The sequence below is a fragment of the Nitrincola tibetensis genome (genome assembly GCF_003284585.1).
Classification (GTDB): Bacteria; Pseudomonadota; Gammaproteobacteria; order Pseudomonadales; family Balneatricaceae; genus Nitrincola; species Nitrincola tibetensis.
The window spans coordinates 58,418-83,100 of record NZ_QKRX01000011.1 but is presented as its reverse complement, the minus strand read 5'-3'; the positions used below and the strand labels follow the sequence as shown (position 1 = coordinate 83,100).

The 24,683-nt window shown below is 46.1% G+C and carries 24 protein-coding genes; 20 read left to right on the top strand and 4 right to left on the bottom strand.

Features of this window, described 5'->3' with window-relative positions; all coding sequences use genetic code 11:
* The 5 genes from DN062_RS13960 (at position 1) to sthA (ending at position 4,374) form a co-directional block, all read left to right on the top strand.
* On the top strand, positions 1-660 hold the full coding sequence (locus tag DN062_RS13960; protein WP_112159922.1) for an NADH:ubiquinone reductase (Na(+)-transporting) subunit D: 660 nt from the start codon (positions 1-3) through the stop codon (positions 658-660).
* Between the two features lie 3 nt (positions 661-663).
* A complete protein-coding gene (gene nqrE / locus DN062_RS13955; protein WP_112159921.1) occupies positions 664-1,272 on the top strand; it encodes an NADH:ubiquinone reductase (Na(+)-transporting) subunit E in 609 nt (202 codons plus the stop codon).
* A gap of 38 nt (positions 1,273-1,310) precedes the next feature.
* Positions 1,311-2,537 carry an NADH:ubiquinone reductase (Na(+)-transporting) subunit F gene (gene nqrF / locus DN062_RS13950; RefSeq protein WP_112159920.1) on the top strand — a complete coding sequence of 409 codons (1,227 nt, stop codon included), beginning with the start codon at positions 1,311-1,313 and terminating at the stop codon, positions 2,535-2,537.
* Positions 2,538-2,632: 95 nt separating this feature from the next.
* Entirely contained in the window at positions 2,633-2,878 is a 246-nt protein-coding gene (nqrM, locus tag DN062_RS13945) for a (Na+)-NQR maturation NqrM (RefSeq protein ID WP_112159919.1), read from the top strand.
* Between the two features lie 95 nt (positions 2,879-2,973).
* The gene (gene sthA, locus DN062_RS13940; RefSeq protein WP_112159918.1) at positions 2,974-4,374 is read left to right on the top strand and encodes a Si-specific NAD(P)(+) transhydrogenase; all 1,401 of its coding nucleotides are present in this window, start codon (positions 2,974-2,976) and stop codon (positions 4,372-4,374) included.
* A 54-nt stretch (positions 4,375-4,428) separates the two neighbouring features.
* On the opposite strand, the gene DN062_RS13935 is transcribed toward sthA, so the two are convergent.
* Positions 4,429-4,746 carry a hypothetical protein gene (locus DN062_RS13935; RefSeq protein ID WP_112159917.1) on the bottom strand — a complete coding sequence of 106 codons (318 nt, stop codon included), beginning with the start codon at positions 4,744-4,746 and terminating at the stop codon, positions 4,429-4,431.
* Positions 4,736-5,302 (bottom strand): PilZ domain-containing protein, encoded by a 567-nt coding sequence (locus DN062_RS13930; protein WP_112159916.1) that lies wholly within the window; start codon positions 5,300-5,302, stop codon positions 4,736-4,738. Before DN062_RS13930 ends, DN062_RS13935 begins: the two co-directional genes overlap by 11 nt.
* A gap of 104 nt (positions 5,303-5,406) precedes the next feature.
* On the opposite strand from DN062_RS13930, the gene DN062_RS13925 reads away from it, so the two are divergent.
* Positions 5,407-6,654, top strand: a complete 1,248-nt coding sequence (locus tag DN062_RS13925; protein ID WP_112159915.1) for a lipoprotein-releasing ABC transporter permease subunit — start codon at positions 5,407-5,409, stop codon at positions 6,652-6,654.
* Positions 6,647-7,345, top strand: a complete 699-nt coding sequence (locus tag DN062_RS13920; RefSeq protein WP_112159914.1) for an ABC transporter ATP-binding protein — start codon at positions 6,647-6,649, stop codon at positions 7,343-7,345. Before DN062_RS13925 ends, DN062_RS13920 begins: the two co-directional genes overlap by 8 nt.
* Here DN062_RS13920 and DN062_RS13915 read toward each other — a convergent pair.
* On the bottom strand, positions 7,330-7,866 hold the full coding sequence (locus DN062_RS13915; RefSeq protein WP_112159913.1) for a DUF2062 domain-containing protein: 537 nt from the start codon (positions 7,864-7,866) through the stop codon (positions 7,330-7,332). The two genes, DN062_RS13920 and DN062_RS13915, sit on opposite strands and share 16 nt — an antisense overlap.
* A 78-nt stretch (positions 7,867-7,944) precedes the next feature.
* Here DN062_RS13915 and DN062_RS13910 point away from each other — a divergent pair, with 78 nt between their 5' ends.
* The 7 genes from DN062_RS13910 (at position 7,945) to murB (ending at position 14,320) form a co-directional block, all read left to right on the top strand.
* Entirely contained in the window at positions 7,945-10,188 is a 2,244-nt protein-coding gene (locus DN062_RS13910; RefSeq protein ID WP_112159912.1) for a DNA internalization-related competence protein ComEC/Rec2, read from the top strand.
* Between the two features lie 61 nt (positions 10,189-10,249).
* Positions 10,250-10,870 (top strand): MotA/TolQ/ExbB proton channel family protein, encoded by a 621-nt coding sequence (locus DN062_RS13905; RefSeq protein ID WP_112159911.1) that lies wholly within the window; start codon positions 10,250-10,252, stop codon positions 10,868-10,870.
* A 12-nt stretch (positions 10,871-10,882) separates the two neighbouring features.
* A complete protein-coding gene (locus tag DN062_RS13900; RefSeq protein ID WP_112159910.1) occupies positions 10,883-11,314 on the top strand; it encodes an ExbD/TolR family protein in 432 nt (143 codons plus the stop codon).
* Entirely contained in the window at positions 11,314-12,330 is a 1,017-nt protein-coding gene (lpxK, locus tag DN062_RS13895) for a tetraacyldisaccharide 4'-kinase (protein ID WP_112159909.1), read from the top strand. Before DN062_RS13900 ends, lpxK begins: the two co-directional genes overlap by 1 nt.
* Positions 12,330-12,518, top strand: a complete 189-nt coding sequence (locus DN062_RS13890; protein WP_112159908.1) for a Trm112 family protein — start codon at positions 12,330-12,332, stop codon at positions 12,516-12,518. Before lpxK ends, DN062_RS13890 begins: the two co-directional genes overlap by 1 nt.
* A 3-nt stretch (positions 12,519-12,521) precedes the next feature.
* Complete coding sequence (gene kdsB / locus DN062_RS13885) at positions 12,522-13,295, top strand: 3-deoxy-manno-octulosonate cytidylyltransferase (RefSeq protein WP_112159907.1); 774 nt, start codon at positions 12,522-12,524, stop codon at positions 13,293-13,295.
* Positions 13,295-14,320 carry a UDP-N-acetylmuramate dehydrogenase gene (gene murB / locus DN062_RS13880; protein ID WP_112159906.1) on the top strand — a complete coding sequence of 342 codons (1,026 nt, stop codon included), beginning with the start codon at positions 13,295-13,297 and terminating at the stop codon, positions 14,318-14,320. The genes kdsB and murB overlap by 1 nt, the downstream gene beginning before the upstream one ends.
* A 104-nt stretch (positions 14,321-14,424) precedes the next feature.
* On the opposite strand, the gene rne is transcribed toward murB, so the two are convergent.
* Positions 14,425-17,607, bottom strand: a complete 3,183-nt coding sequence (gene rne / locus DN062_RS13875) for a ribonuclease E (RefSeq protein ID WP_112159905.1) — start codon at positions 17,605-17,607, stop codon at positions 14,425-14,427.
* A gap of 478 nt (positions 17,608-18,085) precedes the next feature.
* Here rne and rluC point away from each other — a divergent pair, with 478 nt between their 5' ends.
* The 6 genes from rluC (at position 18,086) to DN062_RS13845 (ending at position 24,622) form a co-directional block, all read left to right on the top strand.
* Complete coding sequence (rluC, locus tag DN062_RS13870) at positions 18,086-19,057, top strand: 23S rRNA pseudouridine(955/2504/2580) synthase RluC (protein ID WP_112159904.1); 972 nt, start codon at positions 18,086-18,088, stop codon at positions 19,055-19,057.
* 109 nt (positions 19,058-19,166) lie between these two features.
* Positions 19,167-20,699, top strand: a complete 1,533-nt coding sequence (locus DN062_RS13865) for an ATP-binding protein (protein WP_239995793.1) — start codon at positions 19,167-19,169, stop codon at positions 20,697-20,699.
* Positions 20,696-21,397, top strand: coding sequence for a response regulator (locus DN062_RS13860; RefSeq protein WP_112159902.1), 702 nt, complete (start codon positions 20,696-20,698; stop codon positions 21,395-21,397). Before DN062_RS13865 ends, DN062_RS13860 begins: the two co-directional genes overlap by 4 nt.
* Positions 21,398-21,535: 138 nt before the next feature.
* On the top strand, positions 21,536-22,540 hold the full coding sequence (locus DN062_RS13855) for a Bug family tripartite tricarboxylate transporter substrate binding protein (RefSeq protein ID WP_420811675.1): 1,005 nt from the start codon (positions 21,536-21,538) through the stop codon (positions 22,538-22,540).
* Positions 22,541-22,608: 68 nt separating this feature from the next.
* On the top strand, positions 22,609-23,085 hold the full coding sequence (locus DN062_RS13850; protein WP_112159971.1) for a tripartite tricarboxylate transporter TctB family protein: 477 nt from the start codon (positions 22,609-22,611) through the stop codon (positions 23,083-23,085).
* A 46-nt stretch (positions 23,086-23,131) separates the two neighbouring features.
* Positions 23,132-24,622: a tripartite tricarboxylate transporter permease gene (locus DN062_RS13845; RefSeq protein WP_112159901.1), complete on the top strand. Its 1,491-nt coding sequence runs from the start codon at positions 23,132-23,134 to the stop codon at positions 24,620-24,622.
* Positions 24,623-24,683: the final 61 nt, after the last annotated feature.

Sequence of the window (24,683 nt, the reverse complement as noted above, 5' to 3'; positions counted from 1 at the left end):
ATGTCGAACACTAAAGAAATTGTCATAACGCCGATCTTTAAGAACAACCCAATCGCTCTACAGGTGTTAGGGGTGTGTTCAGCTCTGGCGGTTACAACCAATATGAACAATGCAGTTGTCATGACCTTAGCGGTTATGGCGGTTGCAGCCTTCTCGAACCTGTTTGTATCAATGATTCGGAGTCACATTCCAAGTAACATCCGTATCATAGTGCAAATGACCATTATCGCTTCGTTGGTTATTGTTGTTGACCAAATCCTAAAAGCGGTTGCTTACGATGTATCGAAGCAATTATCCGTTTTCGTAGGGTTAATCATCACAAACTGTATCGTTCTTGGGCGTGCAGAAGCCTTTGCAATGAAAAATCCACCAATGCCAAGTTTTATCGATGGATTGGGTAATGGGTTGGGTTATGGCATGGTATTGCTGTTTGTTGCCTTTTTCCGTGAGCTTCTAGGTGCGGGTTCTTTATTCGGTTTCGAGATCCTGCCTTTGGTGACGAACGGTGGTTGGTACTACAGTAACGGTATGTTATTGCTGCCGCCGAGTGCGTTCTTCCTGATCGGTATCTTGATTTGGGGTATTCGTACTTGGTATCCAGAGCAGGTTGAAAAACCTGAGTTTGTGATTGCACCCAACACCAGTAAGGAGGCGGTGTAAACTATGGAACAATATATTAGCCTTGCCGTACGTGCCATTTTCATTGAGAACATGGCCTTGGCGTTTTTCTTGGGAATGTGCACCTTTTTGGCAATTTCCAAGAAAGTACAAACCTCTTTTGGCTTGGGTGTTGCAGTTGTTGTGGTGCTGGTCATTACAACACCGGTCAATAACCTCATCTATAACTATTTGCTACGTGAAGGGGCATTGAGCTGGGCGGGTTATCCTGATGTGGACTTAAGCTTTTTGGGCTTTATTTCCTACATTGGTGTAATCGCGGCGCTGGTACAAATCCTGGAAATGTTCCTAGACAAATATGTACCCGCACTTTACAACGCGCTGGGTGTATTCTTGCCATTGATTACCGTTAACTGTGCCATCATGGGTGCTGCGCTGTTTATGGTTGAGCGTGATTACAGCTTTGGTGAAAGTATTGTGTACGGTGCAGGTGCTGGTATTGGTTGGGCATTGGCGATTACCGCATTAGCGGGTATTCGTGAAAAGCTCAAGTACAGCGATGTTCCTGCGGGTCTGCGCGGTTTAGGTATCACCTTCATCATTGTTGGTTTGATGTCATTGGGCTTTATGTCGTTCTCCGGCGTATCGCTTTAATCCGCTGGGTATGAATAGCAGAAGGGTGGAGTAAGCTGATGAATGCAGAAATTATTCTGGGCGTGGTGATGTTTACAGCGGTGGTGCTTGCACTGGTTGCTGTAATCTTGGCCGCTCGCTCAAAACTGGTCAGTTCCGGGTCTGTCACCATTGATATCAATGGTGACCCGGAAAAGAGAATTACTGTTCCTGCGGGCGGTAAGTTATTGAATGCTTTAGCTGATAAGGGTGTTTTCCTAGCATCAGCCTGTGGTGGCGGTGGAACGTGCGCACAGTGTAAATGTCAAATTCTTGATGGCGGCGGTTCCATGTTGCCGACAGAAGAGTCACATTTTACGCTGCGCGAAGGTAAAGAGGGTTGGAGACTTTCTTGCCAGGTTGCCGTTAAGCAAGATATGAAAATTCATGTAGAAGATGATGTCTTTGGCGTGAAAAAATGGACTTGTACAGTCGACTCTAACCCGAACGTGGCTACCTTCATCAAGGAATTGACGTTGCGTTTGCCTGAAGGCGAAAACGTTGACTTCCGTGCAGGTGGTTATGTGCAGTTGGAGTGTCCTCCGCACGTTGTTAACTACAAAGACTTCGATATTCAGCCTGAGTATCGCGGAGACTGGGATAAGTTCAACATGTGGCGTTATGTTTCGAAAGTGAACGAAACAACGATTCGTGCATACTCCATGGCTAATTATCCTGAAGAGCGCGGCGTTGTTAAATTCAATATTCGTATTGCATCTCCACCGCCGGGCACTGATCTACCGCCTGGAATCATGTCATCTTATGTGTTTAACCTGAAACCAGGTGACAAGATTGATGTGTACGGCCCATTTGGTGAGTTCTTTGCTCGTGAAACTGACAATGAGATGGTTTTCATTGGTGGTGGTGCGGGTATGGCGCCAATGCGCTCTCATATCTTTGACCAGCTGATGCGCTTGAAGTCAACTCGTAAGATTACCTTCTGGTATGGTGCTCGTTCACTGCGCGAAGCCTTCTACGTTGAAGAGTTTGATAAACTAGCCGAAGAAAATCCAAACTTCACATGGCATTTGGCTCTTTCAGATCCTCTTCCAGAAGACAATTGGACGGGGTACACAGGCTTTATTCACAATGTGTTGTATGAGCACTATTTACGTGATCATGATGCGCCTGAAGATTGTGAGTACTACATGTGTGGACCGCCAATGATGAACTCAGCTGTCATTAAAATGCTGTTGGATATGGGTGTTGAGCAAGAAAACATCCTGCTGGATGATTTCGGCGGCTGATTGAGCTGATTAATTAGCCAAACAACCCAATAGTTCGTTAAAATGGTCGGTAATTTAGGTTCCGGCCATTTTTTTTGATGCGCTAAGGAGGATTTATGGAAACATTTGCAATTACACTGACGGTTCTTTTGGTTTTAACACTGGCAATGTCGGTGGGAGTGTTGATGGGGCGTAAACCTATAGCGGGTTCCTGTGGAGGAATGAGTGCTTTAGGTGTTGTTAAAGACTGCGATATTTGCGGTGGCGATAAAACAATTTGTGATGAAGAACAATTAAAAAAATCGACAGTTGAAAAAGCGGCAGTAGAGGATTTGGCTTACGAGGTTAAGTCTAAAGATTAAGGTCCATTTACTTGCATCTAACACTAGTCTGAAAGATGCTGTACGCGTTTTGATAGCTGTCCTAAGTGCATACACTAATGATTAAGGGGATAAGAATGGCTGAGTATGACTACGACGTCGTAGTAATCGGTTCTGGACCGGCAGGCGAAGGTGCTGCGATGAATGCAGCAAAAAAAGGGCTGCGGGTTGCGGTGGTTGAAGAGCAGGATACCGTAGGTGGTAATTGTACACACAAAGGTACCATTCCTTCCAAAGCGCTTAGACATTCAGTCAAACAAATCATTGAATTCAATACCAACCCTATGTTCCGGGATATCGGTGAGCCACGTTGGTTCTCCTTTCCCAAGGTTCTACGTCGTGCTGAAAAAGTCATTTCAAATCAGGTGATGTTAAGAACAAATTTTTATGCTCGTAACCGTATTGATGTTTTTTTCGGTATAGCGCGCTTTGAAGAAAAGGGCGTGATCATCGTTAAAAGCAGTAAAAGTGAAGGTGAGGTTCTTCGAGCTAAGAATGTGATCATTGCCACTGGCTCAAGTCCGTGGTGTCCTGCAGATGTTGATTTTAAACATCCTCGCATTTATAACTCTGATTCAATTCTGAAACTTAACCATACCCCACGGACCATGGTCATTTATGGTGCGGGGGTTATCGGCTGTGAATATGCATCTATCTTTAGTGGCTTGGGGGTTAAGGTTGATTTGATTGATAATCGTGATCGCCTTTTGTCCTTCTTAGATGCCGAAATTTCAGATGCGCTCAGTTATCATCTTCGTAATAACGCCGTTAAGATTCGTCATAACGAAGAGTATGCATCAATTGTAGGTGACGCGAAGGGCGTAACGATTGAGTTTAAGTCAGGAAAGCGTATGCGCGCAGATGCATTTCTCTGGTGTGCCGGTCGGACAGGCAATACGTCTGATTTGGGGCTGGAGAAAATAGGGCTTAAAGCGAACTCGCGTGGTCAGTTGGAAGTTAATGACCATTATCAGACCGAGTGCGAAGGTGTGTATGCGGTAGGTGATGTGATCGGATGGCCAAGCTTGGCATCGGCTGCCATTGACCAGGGCCGTGCCGCTGCCTCTGATTTACTTCAGGCGGATGATTTCCGTTATATTAATGAGGTCCCAACGGGCATCTACACCATTCCTGAAATCAGTTCGATTGGTAAAACAGAAGAAGAGTTGACTCGTGATTGTGTGCCTTACGAAGTGGGTCAGGCCTTCTTTAAGGATACTGCGCGTGCACAGATTTCGGGTGAGCCGGTCGGTATGTTGAAAATTCTCTTTCACAGAGAGACATTTGCAATACTGGGAATTCATTGCTTTGGTGATCAGGCATCAGAAATCATTCATATCGGTCAAGCGATAATGAGACAAGACGGCGCTGCAAATACGTTAAAGTATTTTGTAAACACAACCTTCAACTACCCGACCATGGCCGAAGCTTATCGAGTTGCTGCAATTGCTGGCATTAATCGAGTTTCAAATCTGTAAGTGGGTTAGAGTATTCTGATTGCATGACCCCAGTCTTTTGGCTGGGGTTTTTTATTAGGACGGGTCTTTAGTTTTCTTGTTATCTTTTGTAGGGGCAGCCGCAAATGCGCCGTCTTCATAATAGCGTCCTGTAATCTTCAGCTTTTGTTCGATATAACGGTTAGCAAGTTTCCAAATAAAGAAAGCGGGCGTCATCATGAGCATGATGGCCAGCATTAGAAATGCGCCTGCATGGCTTTCTGGAGAAAAACTGACAAACCAGTCTAAGAAGCCTAAGCTACGTCCCAGATAAAACCAAAAAATCAAAAAGCCAAATAAAATGCCGCTGGCGATATGATGCAGAATTTTTGCTTGTTGAGGTTTAATCGACATGTTGATGTGTCTTTATCTCGTGTGTTTGCGACTCAATAATGAGTCTTGCTAATTGAGTTCGGCAGGTCTCTGGCATACGTAAGAATGAGATACCTATATCAAAACCTTCCTCAATCGCTTCACAGCGTTGAACATTTGCGTGTAATAAAAGTCCAAGACAAGCATCTGGGAAAATGAGCTTAACCAACATTAGTGTGTCTTTTGCAATGGCGGATGAGTTGGTAAAGGACAGTCCTCCCTCGCTTAGATTAACCAGTTCAGTCTTGACGTCTTCGCCCATGCGATTATTAGCAGCGAGTGTTTGGCCAATAATGTCGATTTTTGTGTTCATTAATTTCAGACAAGCGGCGACGGAAGGTGCCGTTTTGGTTAAGACTTTGAGCAATTTGTTTGCTTCGGCATCAATTTCCCGAAGTTGGGTTTGAAGCATGAAGTAAGGAGAGACTTTAAATGCCGACGGGGGTTGAGACGCAAAATCGTCATCGTTTTCCAGAATGCGGAACTCAAGTGCAACGCGCTTCTCTATGCGGTAGAATTGCCGACGATCTTGATTCACTGCTGTTCTCCGTTGTACTTGTTAAATATATGATGGAATTATAGCGAATTTCTTCTTTAATCTGTTAGGGGCTGTACTCTTAAGAGTGTAGATTTCTGCCAAATATGTTTAAACCTTTTTCAATTTTTGTTGGTTTACGTTACACCGCAGCAAAACGAGGCAATCATTTTATTTCATTTATCTCAATGATATCGATTTTGGGATTAATGTTAGGGGTTGCGGCCTTAATTGTTGTCTTGTCGGTTATGAATGGTTTTGATCGAGAACTCAAGCAGCGCATTTTGGGGATGGTCGCTCATGCTACCATCACTGAGTATGGCGATGCCATGTCCGATTGGCAAAGTGTGTCCGAGCAGATTGAACTTTCGCCTGAAGTGGTAGCAACAGCGCCCTTTGTTCAAGCTCAAGGCATGCTGACGCATAATGGGCAAGTACAGGGCGTGATGATCAATGGCGTGGATCCCGAACTCGAAAAACGAGTTTCTATTATTCAAAACCACATTAAAGAAGGTCGCTTTGAGTCTTTAGAAGCGGGTGAATACAACATCATGTTGGGTGAATTACTGGCGCGCTACCTTGGCGTGACGGTCGGCGATAAAATTACGCTCGTATTGCCTGAAGCATCTGTCAGCATTGCTGGTATTATGCCCAGGATCAAACGCTTTAATGTCTCTGCCATTTTTTCGGTGGGGGCTGAGTTAGATGCAAGTCTTGCGTACATTCATATTGAGGATGCAGCTCGCATTAAGCGTATGCCGGCTCAGCATGTGGATGGCGTACGCTTGCAGTTTAAAGATCTATTTGATGCGCCTCTACTGGTTCGCGGTTTGGCCATGGGTCTAGAGCGTCCTGTGCAAATCTCTGACTGGACACGCACTCAGGGCAATCTCTTTCAAGCGATTCAGTTAGAAAAGCGTATGATTGGCCTTTTACTGTTTTTGATTGTTTTTGTCGCTGCATTTAACATCGTGTCTACCTTAGTGATGGTGGTGACGGATAAGCGTGCCGATATCGCTATTTTAAGAACGATGGGCGCAACCCCCTCCATGATTATGAGAATTTTCATGGTTCAAGGTATTGTGATCGGTACGATAGGTACAACCTTGGGCTTAATTTTGGGTGTTATTCTTGCATTGACGATCAGTGATTTAGTCGAAGCATTTGAGCGTATGGCGGGTATACAGTTTTTGTCAGCGGATGTGTATTTTATTAGCTATTTGCCATCGCAGCTACAGCTTAACGATTTGGTGACCATTGTATCAACAGCTTTTTTAATTAGCTTTTTAGCGACTCTCTACCCCGCATGGAAAGCATCCAGAACACAGCCAGCGGAGGCCTTACGTTATGAGTAAGCTAGATTTCGTATTGCAGGCTCAGCAGGTGTGTCGTTCTTATAGCGAGATTGGACAAACTATTCACGTTCTGAATCAGTTGGATTTGACGGTAGCGGCAGGAGAAAGAGTTGCAATAGTTGGCAGCTCGGGGAGCGGAAAAAGTACATTGCTTAACATTCTGGGTGGCTTGGATAAGCCAGACAGTGGTGATGTGATTCTGCGAGGCGAGTCTTTATACAGTGTTTCAGAAAAGAAGCGTTGTGTAATGAGAAATCGATTATTGGGCTTTGTCTATCAATTCCATCATTTGTTAAATGAGTTTACAGCGCTTGAAAATGTGGCAATGCCCTTGTTGATTGGCGGTGGAAGTGTGGTAAATGCGCGTGATGAAGCAAGGTTTCTGCTTAAGCAGGTGGGGCTTGAACAACGTTTGCAGCATAAACCAGGCCAGTTGAGTGGTGGTGAACGGCAGCGAGTCGCGATCGCCAGAGCGTTGGTGACGCGACCTGCTTGTGTGATGATGGATGAGCCAACCGGGAACCTAGATCGTCATACGGCTGATGATGTGCAGGGGTATTTGGATCATTTGAATCAGGAGTTGGGTATTGCGTTTATTGTGGTAACCCACGATTTGCAGCTTGCAAATCGTATGGATCGTGCCTTGCAGTTAATTGATGGTGTGCTTGAACCTGTTCAGTCAGATTTTTGATCACGACGTTTACGAAGTTTGGAGCGTTTGCTCCAGCTTCGTCTCACGCTGATAAGCCATGCAAGTCGCAGAGTGATATAGCCAACCGAACCCGCACTCACGCCGCAAATTAAACAGCCTAAAATTAGAGGTTTCCAAATTGCTTTTGAGTTTTCGTACAGGGTGTCTAAATGCCAAGACACTAGGTTGTGTGATGCTTCAATCCCTAAAATCCAGAGCCCAACGCGATAGCAAAAATACAGAATTGCAGGCATGGTGATGGGGTTTGAGATCCACACTAACGCAACCGAAACGGGTAAGTTGCATCCGACAATGACAGCGATAATAGCCGCAACCACCATTTGAAATGGCATGGGTAAAAACGCACAAAATATACCGACAAATGCAGCAATAGAAACAGATCTATGCGATAGATGCCATAAATTAGGATTTTTGATATGTTCACCCAGCCAATTAAGATTCGGATGGTTTTTAATCCAGTGAGGATCAGGTAAGAACTTCTTCAGCGTTTTACGGGGCATTTAGCACTTTATTGTGAGGGTTTAGAGGCCGCTATTATGCCTTTAGGGAAAGATTAAACCAAGTCATAGAGATCAAGGATGATCGTATATTCTTTAGGGATACTGGCTGTGAGCCAGTTACCAAGCTTACGTTGGGTGCTTTTGCTATTTGCATGCTTGCCCCTTGTGTATTTTCCTCGTTTTCGGCGCTTGTTTATTGCGCTGACATTGGGTGTTGCCGTTGCATCTATTTATGGGGCTTGGCAATTGCATCATCAGTTGCCAGACTCTTATGATCGCAGAGTGGTTGAAGTCACTGGGCGCGTCATAGGGTTGCCGAAAACGACTGAGCAAGAAGCTCGTTTTTTTCTTCAATTGACAGGTGTACAGCATTTTTCATCGGATGCCCGTCAACGCCTAAGGCGTCTTAGTCTTGTTGATTATCAACCGGAAACACACTATGCCGCGGGCGAAATGGTCACACTTAGCGTGAGTCTTCGTGCCCCAAGATCTTTAAAAAATCCCTATGCCGCCGATCTTGAGGCGTATTATCTTCATTCGGGTATTGATGCGCGCGGTGTTGTGCAGTCTTTTGTGCGTAGAGAAGGCCAAGCATTTACCTTATCAGCTATACGAGAGGCGTTAAAGCGAGCTATTTATCAGCAGATTGAAGACGAAGTATCCGCTAAGTTATTGGTTGCGGTTGTGCTCGGCGATAGAAGCGATTTGCAGCCAGAGGATTGGTTGGTTTTGCAGCGCACGGGAACGGCGCACTTGCTGGTTGTAAGTGGGTTGCATATAGGGGTTGTTGCGGCGTTGGGGTTGTTGATAGGGCGGGTCTTAACGTCTGTGCTTATTTTGCTGCGTTGCTCTTCATCTTTATCTCGTGGCACGCCTTTGTTATTCGCTTTTTTATTGGCAATAACCTATGCCTGCTTGGCAGGCCTGAGCTTACCTGTTCAGCGAGCCTTGATCATGGTGTGTGTGTTTCTAATAGGCGAGTTTCGTTTTTTGCAATTGAATGCTTGGCAGCGGCTAAAGTGGGCCTTAATTATCATCTTAACCTTGCAGCCATTGTCCGTTGTGCAGGCGGGCGCTTGGCTGTCTTTTGTTGCTGTTGCTTTATTGTTATGGGTTGCGGATAGTTGGAGGTCGTCAGGAGGATCCAAGCTTATCATGCTGGTCCGTGTGCAAGGGTATATTTTTGTCGGAATGCTGCCTTTGGTTGCTGTTTTCTTTCAGCAGATCAGTCTTACTGCGCCCATTGTTAATTTTGTCGCTGTTCCCATTTTTTCGTTGTTTATTATGCTATTGCCCGTTTTGATACTCTTGCAAAGTGTCGAAGTTCCCTTTGTGTCTGATTCTGTCCAGATGTTTCTTGGTGGTTTTTGGTGGCTTTTAGCCTTTGTCGCGAGTTTTGATTTTTCGGCAGTTGTTCTTCCTGTGGCGAGTGAAGGAGTAATCACCTTAACCGTTGCTGCGGTCGGGTTGTGTCTTTTGCCCATGCGAGTGGTTTGGAAGCTGCCTTTAGTCATGATTACTCTAGCGCTCTTCTTTCCAGACCCTAAGCGACCCGAACAAGGTGAATTTCGTGTAACTGTGTTTGACGTAGGGCAGGGGTTGTCTGTTTTGGTGAAAACCCATTCTCATCAGCTCCTATTTGACACAGGCCCTGGTTTTTTTAGTGGAGGCAGTGCGTGGTCCTACACGGTGTCACCTTGGTTTAAGGCAAATAAGATCGACCATCTGCATCATTTGGTGATTAGTCATAATGATCTTGACCATTCAGGTGCGCTCGAAGACCTCTTTACCGACTTGAGTGTGTCTACTAAAGAGTCAGGCAGCCCATATTTACAGACTCAGGGCTTTGATTCATGCCACACAGGTCGTTCTTGGTCGTATGATGGTGTTGATTTTCGCTACTTAACGCGTGAACCTAATGATGAGTGGAGTGAAAATGATCGTTCTTGTGTTCTAGAGGTGAGAACGCAAAACTGCTCCCTATTGTTGACAGGAGATGTATCTAAGCGGGTCGAATATGATTTGGTGCGTCGTTCAGAGATAGAGCCAGTCACATGGTTAGTGGCTGGGCATCATGGCAGTGATACTTCTTCCTCAGATGTTTTTATTGAGCGAACACAGCCGAGAGCTGTCATTTATACAGCGGGTTTTAATAATCGTTATGGGCATCCAGCTGCTGCCGTCCGTTCACGTTTTCAAAGCCTTTCCATAAAAGAGTTGAATACGGCTTGGAATGGAGCATTGCATTTACACTCTGAGCGTGGAGAATGTCACGAAGATTCCGAACGTCAGCGTAAAAGACGTTATTGGACAAGGCATTGAGTGACTACTTTAGTACTCGGTGGTGTGGTAAAGTTAGACCCTTTAAAGGGAGGTTTAGGCAGTGTTTGAACTGATACGATCTGGCGGCTGGTTGATGGTTCCTATCATCTTGTGCTCAGTTGCGGCAATGGCAATATGTTTTGAGCGCTTATGGTTTTTAAAGCGAAGTCGAGTGCTGCCGTCTGGTTTGCTTTCCGAGACGCTGGAGCTTATTCGCAGTGGTGAAATGACACCCGAGCATCTCAGAGTTATTAAAGCGGGCAGTCCGTTAGGCACCATAATCGTTGCGGGCATCAATAATTCCCGAAGTGGTCGTGTGATCATGAAGGAAAGTATCGAAGAGGCAGCAGGTCATGTTGTGCATGATTTAGAGCGCTTTTTAACCAGTTTAGGCACTATTGCCGCAATTACACCTTTGTTGGGGTTGTTGGGCACGGTTGTTGGAATGATCAAAGTTTTTACTGAAATCATGATTTTGGGCACTGGTAATGCGAGTGTGTTGGCAGGTGGTATTTCAGAAGCCTTGATTACAACAGCTGCGGGCTTGTCGATTGCCATCCCAGCACTTGTAATGCATCGTTATTTTCAGCGTAGAGTGAATACGCTCGTTCTGACCATGGAGCAAGAAGCGGTTAAGTTGGTTGAAGTTATTCATGGTGAGCGTGAGGTTAACTATGAATAAAGAGATGCTCGTATGAAATTTCCTCGGCAAGTGCAAGAAGAGGTGAATATCAACTTAACGCCTCTGATCGATGTGGTATTTTTACTGCTTATCTTTTTCATGATTACGACGACCTTTACACGTGAATCACAACTAACAGTTGAGCTCCCCGAGGCAGCATCTGCCGCTCAATCGAATATGGAAGACGTTGAGCGCATTGATGTAGTGATTACGGCTGAGGGGTTGTACAGCGTTAATGGACAGCATCTCGTCAATACTCAAGCACTTACGTTGCGTCGCGCGATCATTGAGCTGGTTCAGGATCAACGCAACATGCCATTTGTTATTACGGCAGATGCTAAAACTCCACACCAGTCCGTTGTCACAGCGATGGATGTCGCAGGTCAGTTAGGATTTGCGCGTTTGAGTATTGCGACACAGGAAGGCGGTCAGGTAGAGTTTTAATGAGTGGTGTGCTTGAGCGTGCTTGGTATAAGTGTTCTAAGTGGTTAGTCCTTTTCCGGCCCTTATCACTTTTTTATACTGCGATGGTGAAACGGCGCAGAGCCCAGTGGTTGTCTGGTGCGCGTACTGTGTATCAAGCACCAGTGCCCGTGATCATTGTTGGCAATATTAGTGTGGGGGGAACAGGTAAAACCCCCGTTGTACTGGCCTTAATAGAACTCCTTCGTGAGCGGGGCTACTGTCCTGGGGTTGTCAGTCGTGGTTACGGCGGACGTGCTATAGAGTACCCACTGCTGGTGACCTCATCGACTCCGTCCGAACAGTCAGGCGATGAGCCTTTACTTATTGCTTCTTTGGCAGGGGCTCCAGTGGTCGTTGATCCTGATCGGCCTCGGGCGGTGCGAGCTTTATTAGAGCTCACCGCTTGTGATGTTGTGATTAGTGATGATGGTCTGCAGCATTATCCCTTAGGTCGTGATATTGAAATTGCCGTGGTAGATGCGGCGCGAGGCTTGGCAAATGGTCGCTGTTTACCGGAAGGGCCTCTTCGAGAGCCCCCAGAGCGTCTTGAGTCGGTGGATTTTGTGCTTTTAAATGGCGAGTCTGCGTTGCCTGTCTGGCAGAAGGCGCATCACTTCATTTTGCAGCCACGCCGTATCGTTTGTTTGTCTGATGCTCAAGTGCTGAATCTTTCTGATGCCTTGGTTGTCTTGAAAGCGAGTCCTGTGCATGCTATTGCAGGAATTGGCAATCCACAGCGTTTTTTTAACACGTTGAGCGCGCTCGGCTTAGAGATTATCCCTCATGTTTTTCCTGATCATCATGCGTTTTTAGAGCAGGATTTCGAGTTTGCTGATGATTATCCGATGATAATGACCGAAAAAGATGCCATAAAATGTAAAGAATTTTCGTTACAGAATGCGTGGGCCTTAGGTGTTGAGGCCTGTTTTAGTGAACAATTTTTGATGCATTTTCTGTCTCGGCTGGACAGGGTGCAAAAACGAGGTAAAACATAATGGATCATAAACTTTTGGATATTCTGGTATGTCCAGTGTCTAAAGCTCCTTTAGTTTGGAATAAAGAAACACAGGAGTTGATTTGTTACACCAGTGGTATGGCTTATCCTATTCGTGATGACATACCCGTGCTGCTCGAAAGCGAAGCGCGTACCTTGACAACAGAAGAACGTTTGAAAGAGAAGTAGATCATGGCATTTACCGTCGTAATTCCGGCGCGTTTTGCGTCGACCCGTTTTCCAGGTAAGCCACTTGTCGATGTGCTTGGCAAGCCTATGGTTCAGCATGTGTATGAGCGCGCCCTAGAGAGCGATGCTCAGCGTATTATCATAGCGACAGATCATGAGCAAATTGCTGAAGTCGCAGCCAGTTTTGGTGCAGAGGTCTGTATGACGTCTACGCAGCACCAATCTGGGACAGATCGGCTGCAAGAAGTGGTGAGTAAGTTAGGATTTGATGATTCTGAGGTGGTGGTGAATGTACAAGGTGACGAGCCCTTGATTCCACCTAGAATCATTAATCAGGTTGCAAAAAACTTGATCGAGCATTCCGATGCGGGCATCGCGACTTTGTCGGAGTCGATACATTTGGTCGATAGTTTAATGAATCCAAATGTTGTAAAAGTGGTTTGTGATGAGGCAGGGAGAGCATTGTACTTCAGTCGTGCAGCAATGCCTTGGCCGCGCGATGCCTTTATGCAGGGCGTCACGGCTTCCATGCCATCTGGTTTTGCTTGGCAGCGCCACATTGGGCTCTATGCTTACCGAGTGAGTTTGTTGAATGATTTCGTAACCTGGCCTGTTGCGGCCATTGAGGCAACCGAATCACTTGAGCAACTCAGAGCGCTTTGGAAGGGCGTGCGAATACAAGTCTCGGTTGCTGAAGAAGCTCCGCCGACAGGGGTTGATACCCCTGAAGACTTACAGCGCGTGATCGAAATTTTGAAGGCTAAGAGTCGTTCTTAATGGCGGAATTGCTACAAAATGTCTCTTTGACGGCATCGAACACCTTTGGCTTTGAGGTTGAAGCAGAAAGGTATGCTGAAGTATCGAATATTGCCGAAATCCCCCCTTTGTTAGCGAAAATTGAAAAGCAAGGCTGGCCTTTGCTTATTTTGGGTGGTGGTAGTAATTTGGTGCTGTCTTCAAAGTTACCCGGCTGTGTATTGCAGATCGTTTTGCGTGGCTACGAGGTGCTAGAGGAGCAAGCAGATCATGTCATTGTCAGGGTTGCGGCAGGTGAAGAGTGGCATCAATGTGTTACTCAGTGTTTACAAAGCGGATGGTATGGTCTTGAAAATTTGGCGCTGATACCCGGAAGGGTCGGCGCAGCGCCTGTCCAGAATATAGGTGCCTATGGCGTTGAGTTGAAAGACGTTGTGTCTAGGGTTGATGTGTATGACCGCATCGCTAAGCAATTCGACTCCTTAACATTGGATCAATGTTGCTTTGGCTATCGTGATAGCGTTTTCAAATCCGTTTACCCTGATCGCTATCTAATTACACATGTGTGCTTTAAATTGTCAAAAGTACCCAGTGTTAAGGTGGCGTATGCGGCTCTAGAGAGTGCCTGTAGGCATTTATATCCAAACGTTGAGTCCTTTTCACCTCAGCAGGTGTTTGAGGCCGTGTGCTTTGTACGTCGTTCTAAATTGCCAGATCCTGGTAAGCTTGGTAATGCGGGTAGTTTTTTTAAAAACCCGGTTGTTTCCTCAGACGTCTTCTTTGAGTTGAGGGCAGCCTTTCCGGAGCTGGTTGCTTACCCAGACCCACAGGGGTACAAGCTGGCTGCTGGATGGATGATCGATTACCTTGGGTGGAAAGGGCGTCTGCTAGGGAGTGTGGGTGTATATAAAGACCAGGCGCTGGTGCTTGTGAATCATGGCGGGGGCTCGCGGGAAAATATTGAGTCTTTGTCTGCGCAAATTCAAGATGACGTGATGAAGAATTTTCGTGTGTTTCTTGAGGTTGAGCCGCGATTCTACCCTTGAAATGTCATTGCTTCTTTAATATGACCGTCCATCAAGTTTCACCGTTGAGTAATAAAAAACCCGCTTAGGGCAGCCTAAGCGGGTTTTTTTATAGCAATACTGGTTTATTCTTGATTTTCTTGAATATCCAATGATTGTTGCGATGCGAGTAGCTCTAGACGTCGTTTCTCGCGTGGATCGTTAGGTGCACGACGAGAGCGTTTCACCTTAGTTGGTGCACTTGTATCGGTTTCTGTTGTGGTTCCAGCAACAGATTCGGTGTTTTTTGTTTCAGCTTCATCCTGTCCAGTTGAGAACGGCAGTTCAGATTGATGCCTTGGTGCTTGAGAAGGAGTTGGTTCTGCGCTTTCGGCTTGTGAGGCCTGCTCTACTTGTGCTTCCGTGGTTTGCGAAGCATCTAAAGTACCTTCCGCCTCAGGTGTCGCTGTATCCACTGATGTTGGTGTTGCATCAGCTGCGATATGTGACGCGGCATCCCTAGTGGGCAGTGCCAAATCTTGCTCTTTTACAGTCTCTACAGGCATTTCTTGAGCTAATAGCTCTTCGGATGGAGTGGGTGCGTCTTCAATGACCTCTGGGATGGCCATTTCGGGTACGTTTGCACCTGCATCTGAGGCAACGGCTTCGCTTGCTGCTGGCGCGTCGCTCGCATCGGTGTTATCAACTGTTATCGGGTTAGAGGGGGTGTTGTCCGTCTCTAACTCGAAATGCCTGATGTCCTCAGTTGCTGGCGCTACAGTATTAGCTTCGGCTTCAGGCGTAGTGTCTACAGCATCGGCTTGGTGCGAGTCCTGTGCTTGCTCAAATGAACTTTCGGCAGGGATGATAGCTGGGGTTTCAATAAGCTCAGATGCGGGTGTTTCGCTCAGGGCGACAGCGGCAACAGTCGCCGCAGCAGGCTCAGCTTTGGTTTCGCTAGCTTGCTTAGCATGGCGTTTCTGGCTTGGCGCTTTCTCTTCTTTAACGAGTGAGGATGCTTCAGATGAGCGCTCATCGTTTAGTGTAGATGCAGCCGTATTTTCAGTGGCATTGGTTGCTGCGCTTGTTGGGATAACACCACTGCGCAGGGCTTCACGCTCGTTACCGCGACGACGGCGACCACGGCCTTTTGGCGCGGCGTTGTCGTCTACTGGCTCTACAGGGCGCGGAGTTTCGATTACTTCTTGTTCAGTGATGGGTGTTTCCACCTCACTGCTGGCGTTGTCCGCTTTGCCATCGTTGCGGCGACGCTCATTACGGCGACGGCGACGTGAGCGGCCGTTTTCATTCTGTGATTCGTCTTTAGCGCTCTTTTCACCAATGGGTGGTAAGCTCTTTTCAGTATCAACTGTAATGATTTCATCTTCACGCGGGTCACGTTTACGGTCATCTTGATTGCGGCGACCGTTGCGGCGCTTATCTTGGTTCCCAGTAGAGCTGCGGTTAGATGAGCTGCGTTGCTCTGGCGTGCGCTCTTGACGTGGATTGACAGGTGGCTTAAGTGTTTGCTTTTCTGCAGCAGGTTTTGCTCGTGGCTCAACAGCAACGGGTGCTGGGCTAGAGAAGAGTGAGCGAATCCCCGTCACAAGATTGCTCAGCAGAGACCGTGGCTGCTCCTGAGTATTTGTGCTTGTGGGTTTTGCAGAGGGTTTTGCGGCCGCGGGAGCAGGTGTTTCTGCAACACCTACGCTTTCAGGTGCGTTTTGGCGCTCAGGAAGAGGGAGGCTTTTGATAGCGGCTTCTTCGCGTTTTGCTGACTTGGCAGGCGCTGCTGTATGTTCTGGTAAAGGTGTTTCTGCCTTGATTTCGTAGCTCATGCCATCAGGTGTTGCGACAGTATGGTCGTCACGCAGGCGAACTACTTCGTAATGAGGCGTTTCCATATTCGGATTAGGAATGATCACGACGCGTACATTGTGTCTTAGTTCGATGTCGTGAACTTCGGCACGTTTTTCATTCGACAAGAAGGTTGCGATGCTAACGGGTAAAATCGCTCGAATTTGAGCGGTGCGGTCTTTTCCAGACTCTTCCTCGATTTGGCGCATGATGGCTAACGCCAAAGATCCTGTGTCACGAATGACGCCAGTTCCTTTGCAGCGAGGGCATACGTTTCCGCGTGTTTCGCTTAAGGATGGACGTAAGCGTTGTCTTGACATTTCAAGAAGGCCAAAACGTGAGATTCGACCCATTTGAACGCGTGCGCGATCAACTTTTAAAGCGTCTCTTAAGCGGTTTTCAACCTCACGCTGATTCTTAATTGGGGTCATGTCGATGAAATCTATGACAATGAGTCCGCCAATATCACGTAATCGCAATTGGCGAGCAATTTCATCGGCCGCTTCGAGGTTAGTATTTAGTGCAGTTTCCTCAATATCCCCGCCGCGGGTGGCGCGCGCAGAGTTGATATCAATTGAGACGAGTGCTTCTGTTGGGTCAATAACAATTGATCCACCTGAAGGCAGTTGAACTTCGCGCTCAAAGGCTGTTTCGATTTGGCTTTCGATCTGAAAGCGGCTGAAAAGCGGTGTTTGCTCTTTATACAGACGAATTCTAGATTCATAGCTTGGAATAACATGTTTGACGAATTGGAGTGCTTGCTGATACACCTCGGGATGGTCGATTAAGACTTCACCGATATCCGCTCTTAGGTAATCACGGATAGCACGAATCACAACGCCGCTTTCCTGGTGAACTAAGAAAGGAGCTGGACGGTTATTAAAGGCGAGAATTGCATCCCACACCGTGGTTAAAAAGTCTAAGTCCCACTGCAGTTCTTCACTGCTGCGACCAATGCCTGCGGTACGGATAATGACGCCCATGTTGTCAGGAATATTGACGCCCGACAGTGCTTCTTTTAATTGAGTTCTGTCATCACCTTCAATACGGCGAGAAATACCGCCTGCGCGCGGATTATTTGGCATTAAGACCAAGTATCGACCAGCAAGGCTGATGAATGTCGTGAGGGCTGCACCTTTATTTCCACGCTCTTCTTTATCGACTTGAACAATGACTTCGGTGCCTTCTCGAATGACTTCTCGAATATTGGGGCGTTGGCCACGTTCAGGCGATTTGACAAAGTACTCGCGTGAAATTTCTTTAAGGGGGAGGAAGCCGTGTCGTTCAGCGCCGTAGTCAACGAAAGCTGCTTCTAAGCTGGGCTCAACTCGTGTGATTCGGCCTTTATAGATGTTGGCTTTTTTTTGCTCACGACTGTCTGATTCCATATCAAGATCAAACAGGCGTTGTCCATCGACAAGTGCAACACGCACTTCTTCAGGCTGTGTTGCATTGATTAGCATTCTTTTCATGTTGTTATGCGTTCTCTAAAACGCAACGTATTTCACCACGTATCGCTGTAACGATTCGTGCTTGTAAAAGTCCAGTCTTTGCGATCGGCTGTCGCTACCGGCGATGCAGCCGTAGGGCAGAAGGGTCTATTCTGCCAGATTAATCGGCGGTGAAGGAAACGTTGACCAATGTGATTATTCTCAATGGCTTGTGTCTACAACAGCTACGTTGCAGTTTCTGGGTCAACGTGCATCTTCACCTCCAACCGGACCTTCGCTGAGGCAAAGGTGGTGAAAGCGTTACTTAAAATTCGGGTTAATTTAACTATTTGTATTCATTCAATTGCTGCGTGTCTGTGTGTGACAATTATGATTCAAGGTCTGTAAAATCCTGAGCTATTGTTTTTGATTTGAAAATAGCTAAAGCCAACAGCGAGCAGCAACGCTACAATATAGCAGTAAAGCGATAGTGCATCAATCAGGTAGATAGAATCCCAGCATGACAGAATCCCACGAAAAAAGCCGCCCTGTAGTTCGTTTTGTAGTCATCGAGCCCGATCGAGAAGGGCAGCGAATCGATAATTTTCTTAGAACCGAACTGAAAGGCGTGCCAAAAACTCTGTTGTATCGAATTTTACGTAAAGGTGAAATTCGAGTTAATAAAAAACGAGTAAAAGCCGATTATAAGCTGTGTGCAGGTGATGAGGTGCGCATTCCGCCGGTGAGAGTTGCCGAGCAAGGTGAGCCGCTTCCTGTAGGTATTAGCCTTGCCAACCATTTGGCCGAGGCTGTTTTGTACGAAACGGATGCGTTGATTGTGATTAATAAGCCGTCAGGCCTTGCGGTGCATGGTGGTAGTGGAATCAACAATGGCTTAATCGAGGCGCTACGACAATTGCGTCCTGAGGCGCGTTTTTTAGAGTTGGTTCATCGATTGGATAGAGATACATCGGGTTGCATTATGGTGGCCAAAAAACGCAGTATGTTGCGTTACCTGCACGAGGCGTTGCGAGAAAAGCGTGTGCGTAAGATTTATCATGCGCTGGTGTGTGGACGTTGGCCGAATCGTAAACAGCGGGTCAATGCGCCTTTGTTGAGGGATGAGCTAAAGTCTGGGGAGCGAATGGTAAGAGTTGATGCCAGTGGTAAGGAATCAATCACAGATTTTCGTGTTTTAAGGCGCTTTAATGATTTTTGCACTCTAATTGAGGCGAGTCCCTTAACGGGCCGAACGCACCAAATACGTGTTCATTCTCAGTTTATAGGCCATCCAATTGTAGGTGATGTTAAGTATGGGGTAGATGCTGATAATGCGCTAATGAAGTCCAAAGGTCTGCGTCGTTTAATGCTGCACGCGGCTGAGTTGAGTTTGACCTTGCCTGATGGTACGGCCTTAAACGTTAAAGCGGATTATGATTCAGAGATGCAGGCTGCACTGCAGATATTGACGTCAGAGTTCGTTGATTCTTGAAGGTTAATTCGTCGATTTAAGTGAAAGTATGTATTTGACAATCAAAACTAAGATGATGATTCTTATAGGGTCTTTGGTTACAGTTGTGCTGTTGCTGCAAGGAATTTATTTGAATCTTAATAAAGCAGAGCTGATTAGTGATCAGATAGGGCTGCGGGCATTAAACTTGGCAAAAGCGGTTGCTGTGATCCCTGAGTTGATACATGCCTTTGATCTGGAAGACCCTGCAGTGGTTATCCAGCCTTTAGCTGAGTCTTTGCGTCAGGCAACTGGTGCTGAGTATGTCGTGGTGGGTAATCGAGAAGAGATACGTTACTCGCATCCCGTTCCAGAACGGCTAGGACAGCGCATGGTCGGTGGCGACAATTATGCGGCTCTCATGGAAGGCGAGTCCTATGTCTCTCGAGCGACGGGTACGCTGGGTGAGGCTATGCGTGGTAAAGTGCCTATTGTTGACGCTAATGGCGATATCATAGGCGTCGTCTCCGTCGGCTTCATGCTTGATAAAGTCGCGAGCGATGTTGATCGTATGCTTTATTTAGGTTGGTTGTTTATTGCTTTGTCTTTACTTGTTGGTTTTGCAGGAGCTGTTTGGATTGCCAATCATGTCAAAAAGCTTATTTTGGGGTTAGAGCCTCATGAGATTGCTCGATTGGTTCATGAAAAAGAGGCGATTTTGCAGTCGATTCATGAGGGCGTGGTCGCAATCAATCGCGAGGGTCGAATTACGGTTCTAAATCAATCTGCAAAACGTACGTTGGGTGTTGAGGGTGATCAACCTTGCCAAGGAGTGCCTGTCGAAGATCTAGTACCAAACTCGCGTTTGCTGGATGTACTGGTCAGTGGTGAGCGCCAGTTTGATCGTGAGCTTTGGATAGGTGACGTCCCTGTGGTTGTTAACCGAGTACCTATTTTAAACCCTGCTGGTGAAGTCGATGGCGCTGTTTCGACGTTTAGAAGCCAAAAAGAGTTGCTTGATGTTTATAGAGCCTTAAAAGAGGCAAGTGCCGACGTCGATCAATTGCGAGAACAGGCCCACGAATTCTCAAACAAACTCTATACCATATCTGGATTGTTACAGCTAAATCGTCCTGAAGAGGCTTTGGCACTCATCCATCAAGAAAGTTTGGTAGCGCAAAATCAAGTGGCCTTCTTAGTAAGGCATTTAAGTGATCCCGTTATTAGTGCAATGCTGCTTGGAAAAATTATGCGAGCTCAGCACATGGGGATACAGTTTGATATTGAAGACAGCAGTTCTATTGCAATGTACTTATCCTTTGAAGGTCAAGATGTCTTGTTGAAAATTATGAGTAACTTGCTTGATAACGCCTTCGATGCTGCGACACTTTTACCAGTGGCTGTACCCCAGGTTCGGTTGTTTTTTACAGACTTAGGTGCCCAGTTATTGATTGAAGTGGAGGATAATGGGCCTGGCTTACCTGCGGATCAATTTGAGCTTATTACACGACGAGGTTACTCGACTAAAGAGGGGCGGCATCGTGGCATAGGTTTGACGTTAGTCAGACGTTTAGCCGAAGCAAAAGGTGGTAATATCTATTTAGAAGAGTCTGAGTTAGGCGGCGCGTGTTTCGTCGTCAGTATTGATAAATCACTCATTAGCCAAAAAGATAATAATCTATGACTGATCGTTCTTATAAGGTACTCATCATTGAAGATGATTTCAGGGTTGCCGAAATTAACCGACACTTTATTGAGCAGGCCCCTGACTTTGAAGTGATTAAAACCTGTTATTTAGGAAAGGATGCACTTGAATTCCTAAAGGATCATTCCGATCAAGTCGATCTCGTACTTTTGGATGCTTATATTCCTGATGTGCTAGGCTTAGAGCTGTTATGGGAAATGCGCAAAGAGTATCGTTTGATCGATATTGTCATGATTACAGCCGCGAAAGAGGTCGAAACCATTCAGGAGGCATTGAAGGGTGGGGTGTTTGATTATTTGATCAAGCCGATCGAGCAAGCCCGAATGCAGCAGATGCTGTCACGCTTCCGGCAGGAGCGAGTGCTGCTCAAAGATAAGACTGAACTAAGTCAAGATGAGTTAGATCGTCAATTAAATCGAAAAATTCGACCCGACGCAACATTGGATCCACAGGATAAACTGCCTAAGGGAATAGACCGTTTGACGTTAGAAAAAGTCTTTAAGGCATTGCAAGAATCTACTCAGGCTCAAACAGCGACAGGTTTATCGAGTCAGACAGGGGTGAGTCGATCAACTGCGCGCCGATATTTAGAATACTTGGTGACGGATGGAAAGGTGGTGGCTGAGCTTGATTATGGCGAGGTGGGTCGTCCCGAGCGCCGTTACCGCCTGCTTTAGTGTTCGTGAACAAAATGAACAAAATGACACTAATGAACATATTTATATTTATGATCAGAAGGTTGTTGAAATAGAAATCTCCGACTAAATTAACTTTTATGTGTTAAATAATGATAAGAAATAGTTTGGAGATTCTACATGAATGCTATGTTAAAGCGTCCGATGAAAACCCTGATGGCTGTTGGTGTGTCCTTAGGTCTTGCGGTTGGTTTTTCTGCTACGGTTTCTGCAAGTGACTGGAAGCCGACAAAGGCGGTTGAGTACATTGCGCCAGCAAATCCGGGCGGTGGCTGGGATACTTTAGTTCGTACAACAGCTAATGTGATCCGTGCTGAAGGGCTTTCAGATCAAAATTTCGCAGCCATTAACGTTCCTGGAGGCGGTGGTGCAATTGCTTGGGCGCAAGTTGCTCGTGACAGTAAAAATGATCACAAGCTGTTTGCAACAAGTCCGCCAATCATACTTGTTCCTTTATCTGGAACATCTCGTTTCAATCACAAAGATTTTACACCCATTGCGCGCTTAATCACTGACTACTCAATTGTTTTAGTGCGTGCAGACTCTCCATATCAAACAGTGACTGATCTGTTTGATGCAATTAAAAGTAACTCTCGGTTGAGCGTAGGTGGCGGTTCTGCAGCAGGTTCTATGGATCATATTGCCATTGCTGGTGCAGCTTCTGTTGCTGGTCTGAAAGCAAGCGAGGTTAACTACATTGCTTTTTCCGGTGGTGGTGAAGCTATGACTAACCTGCTAGGTGGACATGTCGAAGCCGTAATTACTGGTGCTGGTGAGTCGCTCGGTCAACTAGAAGGTACTCAGTTGCGAGCTTTGGCTGTGTCTTCGCCTGAGCGTATTCAAGGTGCGTTGTCCTCGGTTCCTACATTTCAAGAACAAGGCGTTGATTACACCTTTGACATATGGAGAGGGGTCATGGGCCCTAAAGATATGTCTCCAGAAGCTGTAACTTACTATCAAGACCTGTTCGCCAAAATGATGGAGACTGACTCTTGGACTGAAGCAACAACTCGTTTAGGTTGGTTGGATGCTTATCAAAACAGTGAAGAGTTTGGTGTTTTCCTTGATGAGCAGTTAGAGCAGTTCAGTGCTGTTCTAGGTGAGTTAGGTCTTTTGCGTCAGTAGTTCGATAACTCATCAATACCGATACAGGGTGACCTGTATCGGTTATGTCTTTATGCTCGGGTGATTTTATGACTCAATTAAATCCAAACCGCATTATTGCGATTCTCATCTTTTTAATGTCGATTGGCTATTTATGGATGGCTTTTCAGATACCGACTTTTCCAATACCAAGGCCAGTTGATTCAGATGCATTTCCAAAGATACTGGGATGGACGTTGATGCTGCTGTCCATTTTTTTGTTCTTCGAAAAGTCAGCTGTGTCGGCGGAAAAAGAAGAAGAGCCTGCACAGGTACTCAGTTTTTCTAAGAGACCCGCTGTACAGGTTGCAGTCACTGGATTAGCTATTGTTATTTATGCTTTCTCAATTGAACCCTTAGGTTTCTTACTTTCATCCATTCTTCTGGGATTTGGTCTCGCCTATTGGTATGGGTATCGTAAGCATTTCGTTAACCTAGGCACTATGGTGACCATCGTACTTTCTTTATATCTTCTGTTAAACAAGGTGATGGGTATTCATTTGCCACAGGGTATTTTACCACTGTAAGCCAATGCCTGTTGTATGACTTTAATTCAGGTGGACATCTTTCATCATGGAATCACTTAACGATCTTATCTATGGGTTTAGCATTGCGCTAGATCCAATGAATTTAATGTATGTGTTCATTGGCGTTTTTGCTGGAACACTTATAGGTATGTTGCCCGGTTTAGGGCCCATCAGTGCGTTGGCTTTGATGATCCCGATTACGTTTAATATGTCGCCTGCAAGTGGTCTCATATTAATGTCGGGTGTGTACTATGGCGCAATCTTTGGCGGTTCGACATCATCTATCCTATTAAATGCTCCTGGGGTTGCGGGTACCGTTGCGACATCATTTGACGGTTACCCTATGGCAAAACAGGGCTTAGCAGGAAAAGCGCTGGCAATTGCCGCATATGCATCTTTTGTTGGTGGGACAATATCTGTTGTTGGTTTAATGTTAATTGCCCCATTATTATCAAAAGTAGCTGTTAGCTTTGGTCCTGCTGAGTACTTTGCCTTGATGGCGTTGGGGTTAACTGCAGTTGTGAGCCTTTCTGACAAGTCATTGGTGAAAGGATTAATTGCAGCAGTTATTGGCGTCATGATTTCTATCATGGGAATTGACTTACAAACGGGCACCGAACGTTACACATTTGATAGCCTGAACATGCTTGAAGGTATCGATTTTCTAGTGGTGGCATTGGGTATTTTTGCGCTTGCAGAGGTGTTTTATATGCTTCTGAAGGCCTCCAATAAACCGCAAGAGCGAAATGTGATCGGTTCTTTAAAGCTATCTAAAAATGAAGTTAAAGAAATTGCAGCCCCGATCGGCCGTAGTTCTATTTTAGGATTTTTCACAGGTGTTCTACCTGGAGCGGGTGCAACCATAGGCTCTTTTCTTGGCTACAGCATGGAGAAGCGTCTGGCAAAAGACGGTGATACCTTTGGTAAAGGTAATATTAAAGGTGTTGCAGCCCCAGAAGCAGCAAACAATGCAGCGTGTGGTGGTTCATTCGTACCTTTATTGACGCTAGGTGTGCCCGGTTCAGGAACAACAGCTGTTCTTCTAGGCGCTTTACTAGTCATGGGCGTAACGCCGGGTCCAATGATGCTTGAGCAGCGTCCAGATGTATTCTGGGGGGTTATTGCCAGTATGTATATTGGTAATATCTTCCTGCTGGTGCTAAACCTGCCATTGATTCCTTACATTGCTCGTATACTGGATGCGCCAAGACCCTTGCTCTTAGCCTTGATTCTGATCTTCTGTATGATAGGTGTTTATGGTATTAGCTTTAGTACCTTCGACCTGTTAATGCTGCTGCTGTTTGGCTTGGTTGGCTTGGTCATGAGACTCTATGGTTTTCCGGCAGCTCCATTGATTTTAGGCTTGATTTTGGGAGCCTTGATGGAGGAGTCGATGCGTCGTGCCTTGCAAATTTCAGGTGGTGAGTGGTCAATTTTTATTGATAAGCCTATATCACTTTCCTTACTTGCCATTGCGCTGTTTTCATTAACAGCACCTTTGATTAAGTCAGCAATTAAACGCGCTCGCTCTGCATAACTGATCTAACTCAATAGAAGAACCTTTCTCTTGGCGTTATAATAACGCCATATGGAGAAAG

What these genes read in the sequence shown, in the direction of transcription:
- DN062_RS13960 (WP_112159922.1), top strand. Translation starts at nt 1, where the DNA reads ATGTCGAACACTAAAGAAATTGTCATAACGCCGATCTTTAAGAACAAC.
- nqrE (WP_112159921.1), top strand. Translation starts at nt 664, where the DNA reads ATGGAACAATATATTAGCCTTGCCGTACGTGCCATTTTCATTGAGAAC.
- nqrF (WP_112159920.1), top strand. Translation starts at nt 1,311, where the DNA reads ATGAATGCAGAAATTATTCTGGGCGTGGTGATGTTTACAGCGGTGGTG.
- nqrM (WP_112159919.1), top strand. Translation starts at nt 2,633, where the DNA reads ATGGAAACATTTGCAATTACACTGACGGTTCTTTTGGTTTTAACACTG.
- sthA (WP_112159918.1), top strand. Translation starts at nt 2,974, where the DNA reads ATGGCTGAGTATGACTACGACGTCGTAGTAATCGGTTCTGGACCGGCA.
- DN062_RS13935 (WP_112159917.1), bottom strand. Translation starts at nt 4,746, where the DNA reads ATGTCGATTAAACCTCAACAAGCAAAAATTCTGCATCATATCGCCAGC.
- DN062_RS13925 (WP_112159915.1), top strand. Translation starts at nt 5,407, where the DNA reads ATGTTTAAACCTTTTTCAATTTTTGTTGGTTTACGTTACACCGCAGCA.
- DN062_RS13920 (WP_112159914.1), top strand. Translation starts at nt 6,647, where the DNA reads ATGAGTAAGCTAGATTTCGTATTGCAGGCTCAGCAGGTGTGTCGTTCT.
- DN062_RS13915 (WP_112159913.1), bottom strand. Translation starts at nt 7,866, where the DNA reads ATGCCCCGTAAAACGCTGAAGAAGTTCTTACCTGATCCTCACTGGATT.
- DN062_RS13910 (WP_112159912.1), top strand. Translation starts at nt 7,945, where the DNA reads ATGATCGTATATTCTTTAGGGATACTGGCTGTGAGCCAGTTACCAAGC.
- DN062_RS13900 (WP_112159910.1), top strand. Translation starts at nt 10,883, where the DNA reads ATGAAATTTCCTCGGCAAGTGCAAGAAGAGGTGAATATCAACTTAACG.
- lpxK (WP_112159909.1), top strand. Translation starts at nt 11,314, where the DNA reads ATGAGTGGTGTGCTTGAGCGTGCTTGGTATAAGTGTTCTAAGTGGTTA.
- DN062_RS13890 (WP_112159908.1), top strand. Translation starts at nt 12,330, where the DNA reads ATGGATCATAAACTTTTGGATATTCTGGTATGTCCAGTGTCTAAAGCT.
- kdsB (WP_112159907.1), top strand. Translation starts at nt 12,522, where the DNA reads ATGGCATTTACCGTCGTAATTCCGGCGCGTTTTGCGTCGACCCGTTTT.
- murB (WP_112159906.1), top strand. Translation starts at nt 13,295, where the DNA reads ATGGCGGAATTGCTACAAAATGTCTCTTTGACGGCATCGAACACCTTT.
- rne (WP_112159905.1), bottom strand. Translation starts at nt 17,607, where the DNA reads ATGAAAAGAATGCTAATCAATGCAACACAGCCTGAAGAAGTGCGTGTT.
- rluC (WP_112159904.1), top strand. Translation starts at nt 18,086, where the DNA reads ATGACAGAATCCCACGAAAAAAGCCGCCCTGTAGTTCGTTTTGTAGTC.
- DN062_RS13860 (WP_112159902.1), top strand. Translation starts at nt 20,696, where the DNA reads ATGACTGATCGTTCTTATAAGGTACTCATCATTGAAGATGATTTCAGG.
- DN062_RS13855 (WP_420811675.1), top strand. Translation starts at nt 21,536, where the DNA reads ATGAATGCTATGTTAAAGCGTCCGATGAAAACCCTGATGGCTGTTGGT.
- DN062_RS13850 (WP_112159971.1), top strand. Translation starts at nt 22,609, where the DNA reads ATGACTCAATTAAATCCAAACCGCATTATTGCGATTCTCATCTTTTTA.
- DN062_RS13845 (WP_112159901.1), top strand. Translation starts at nt 23,132, where the DNA reads ATGGAATCACTTAACGATCTTATCTATGGGTTTAGCATTGCGCTAGAT.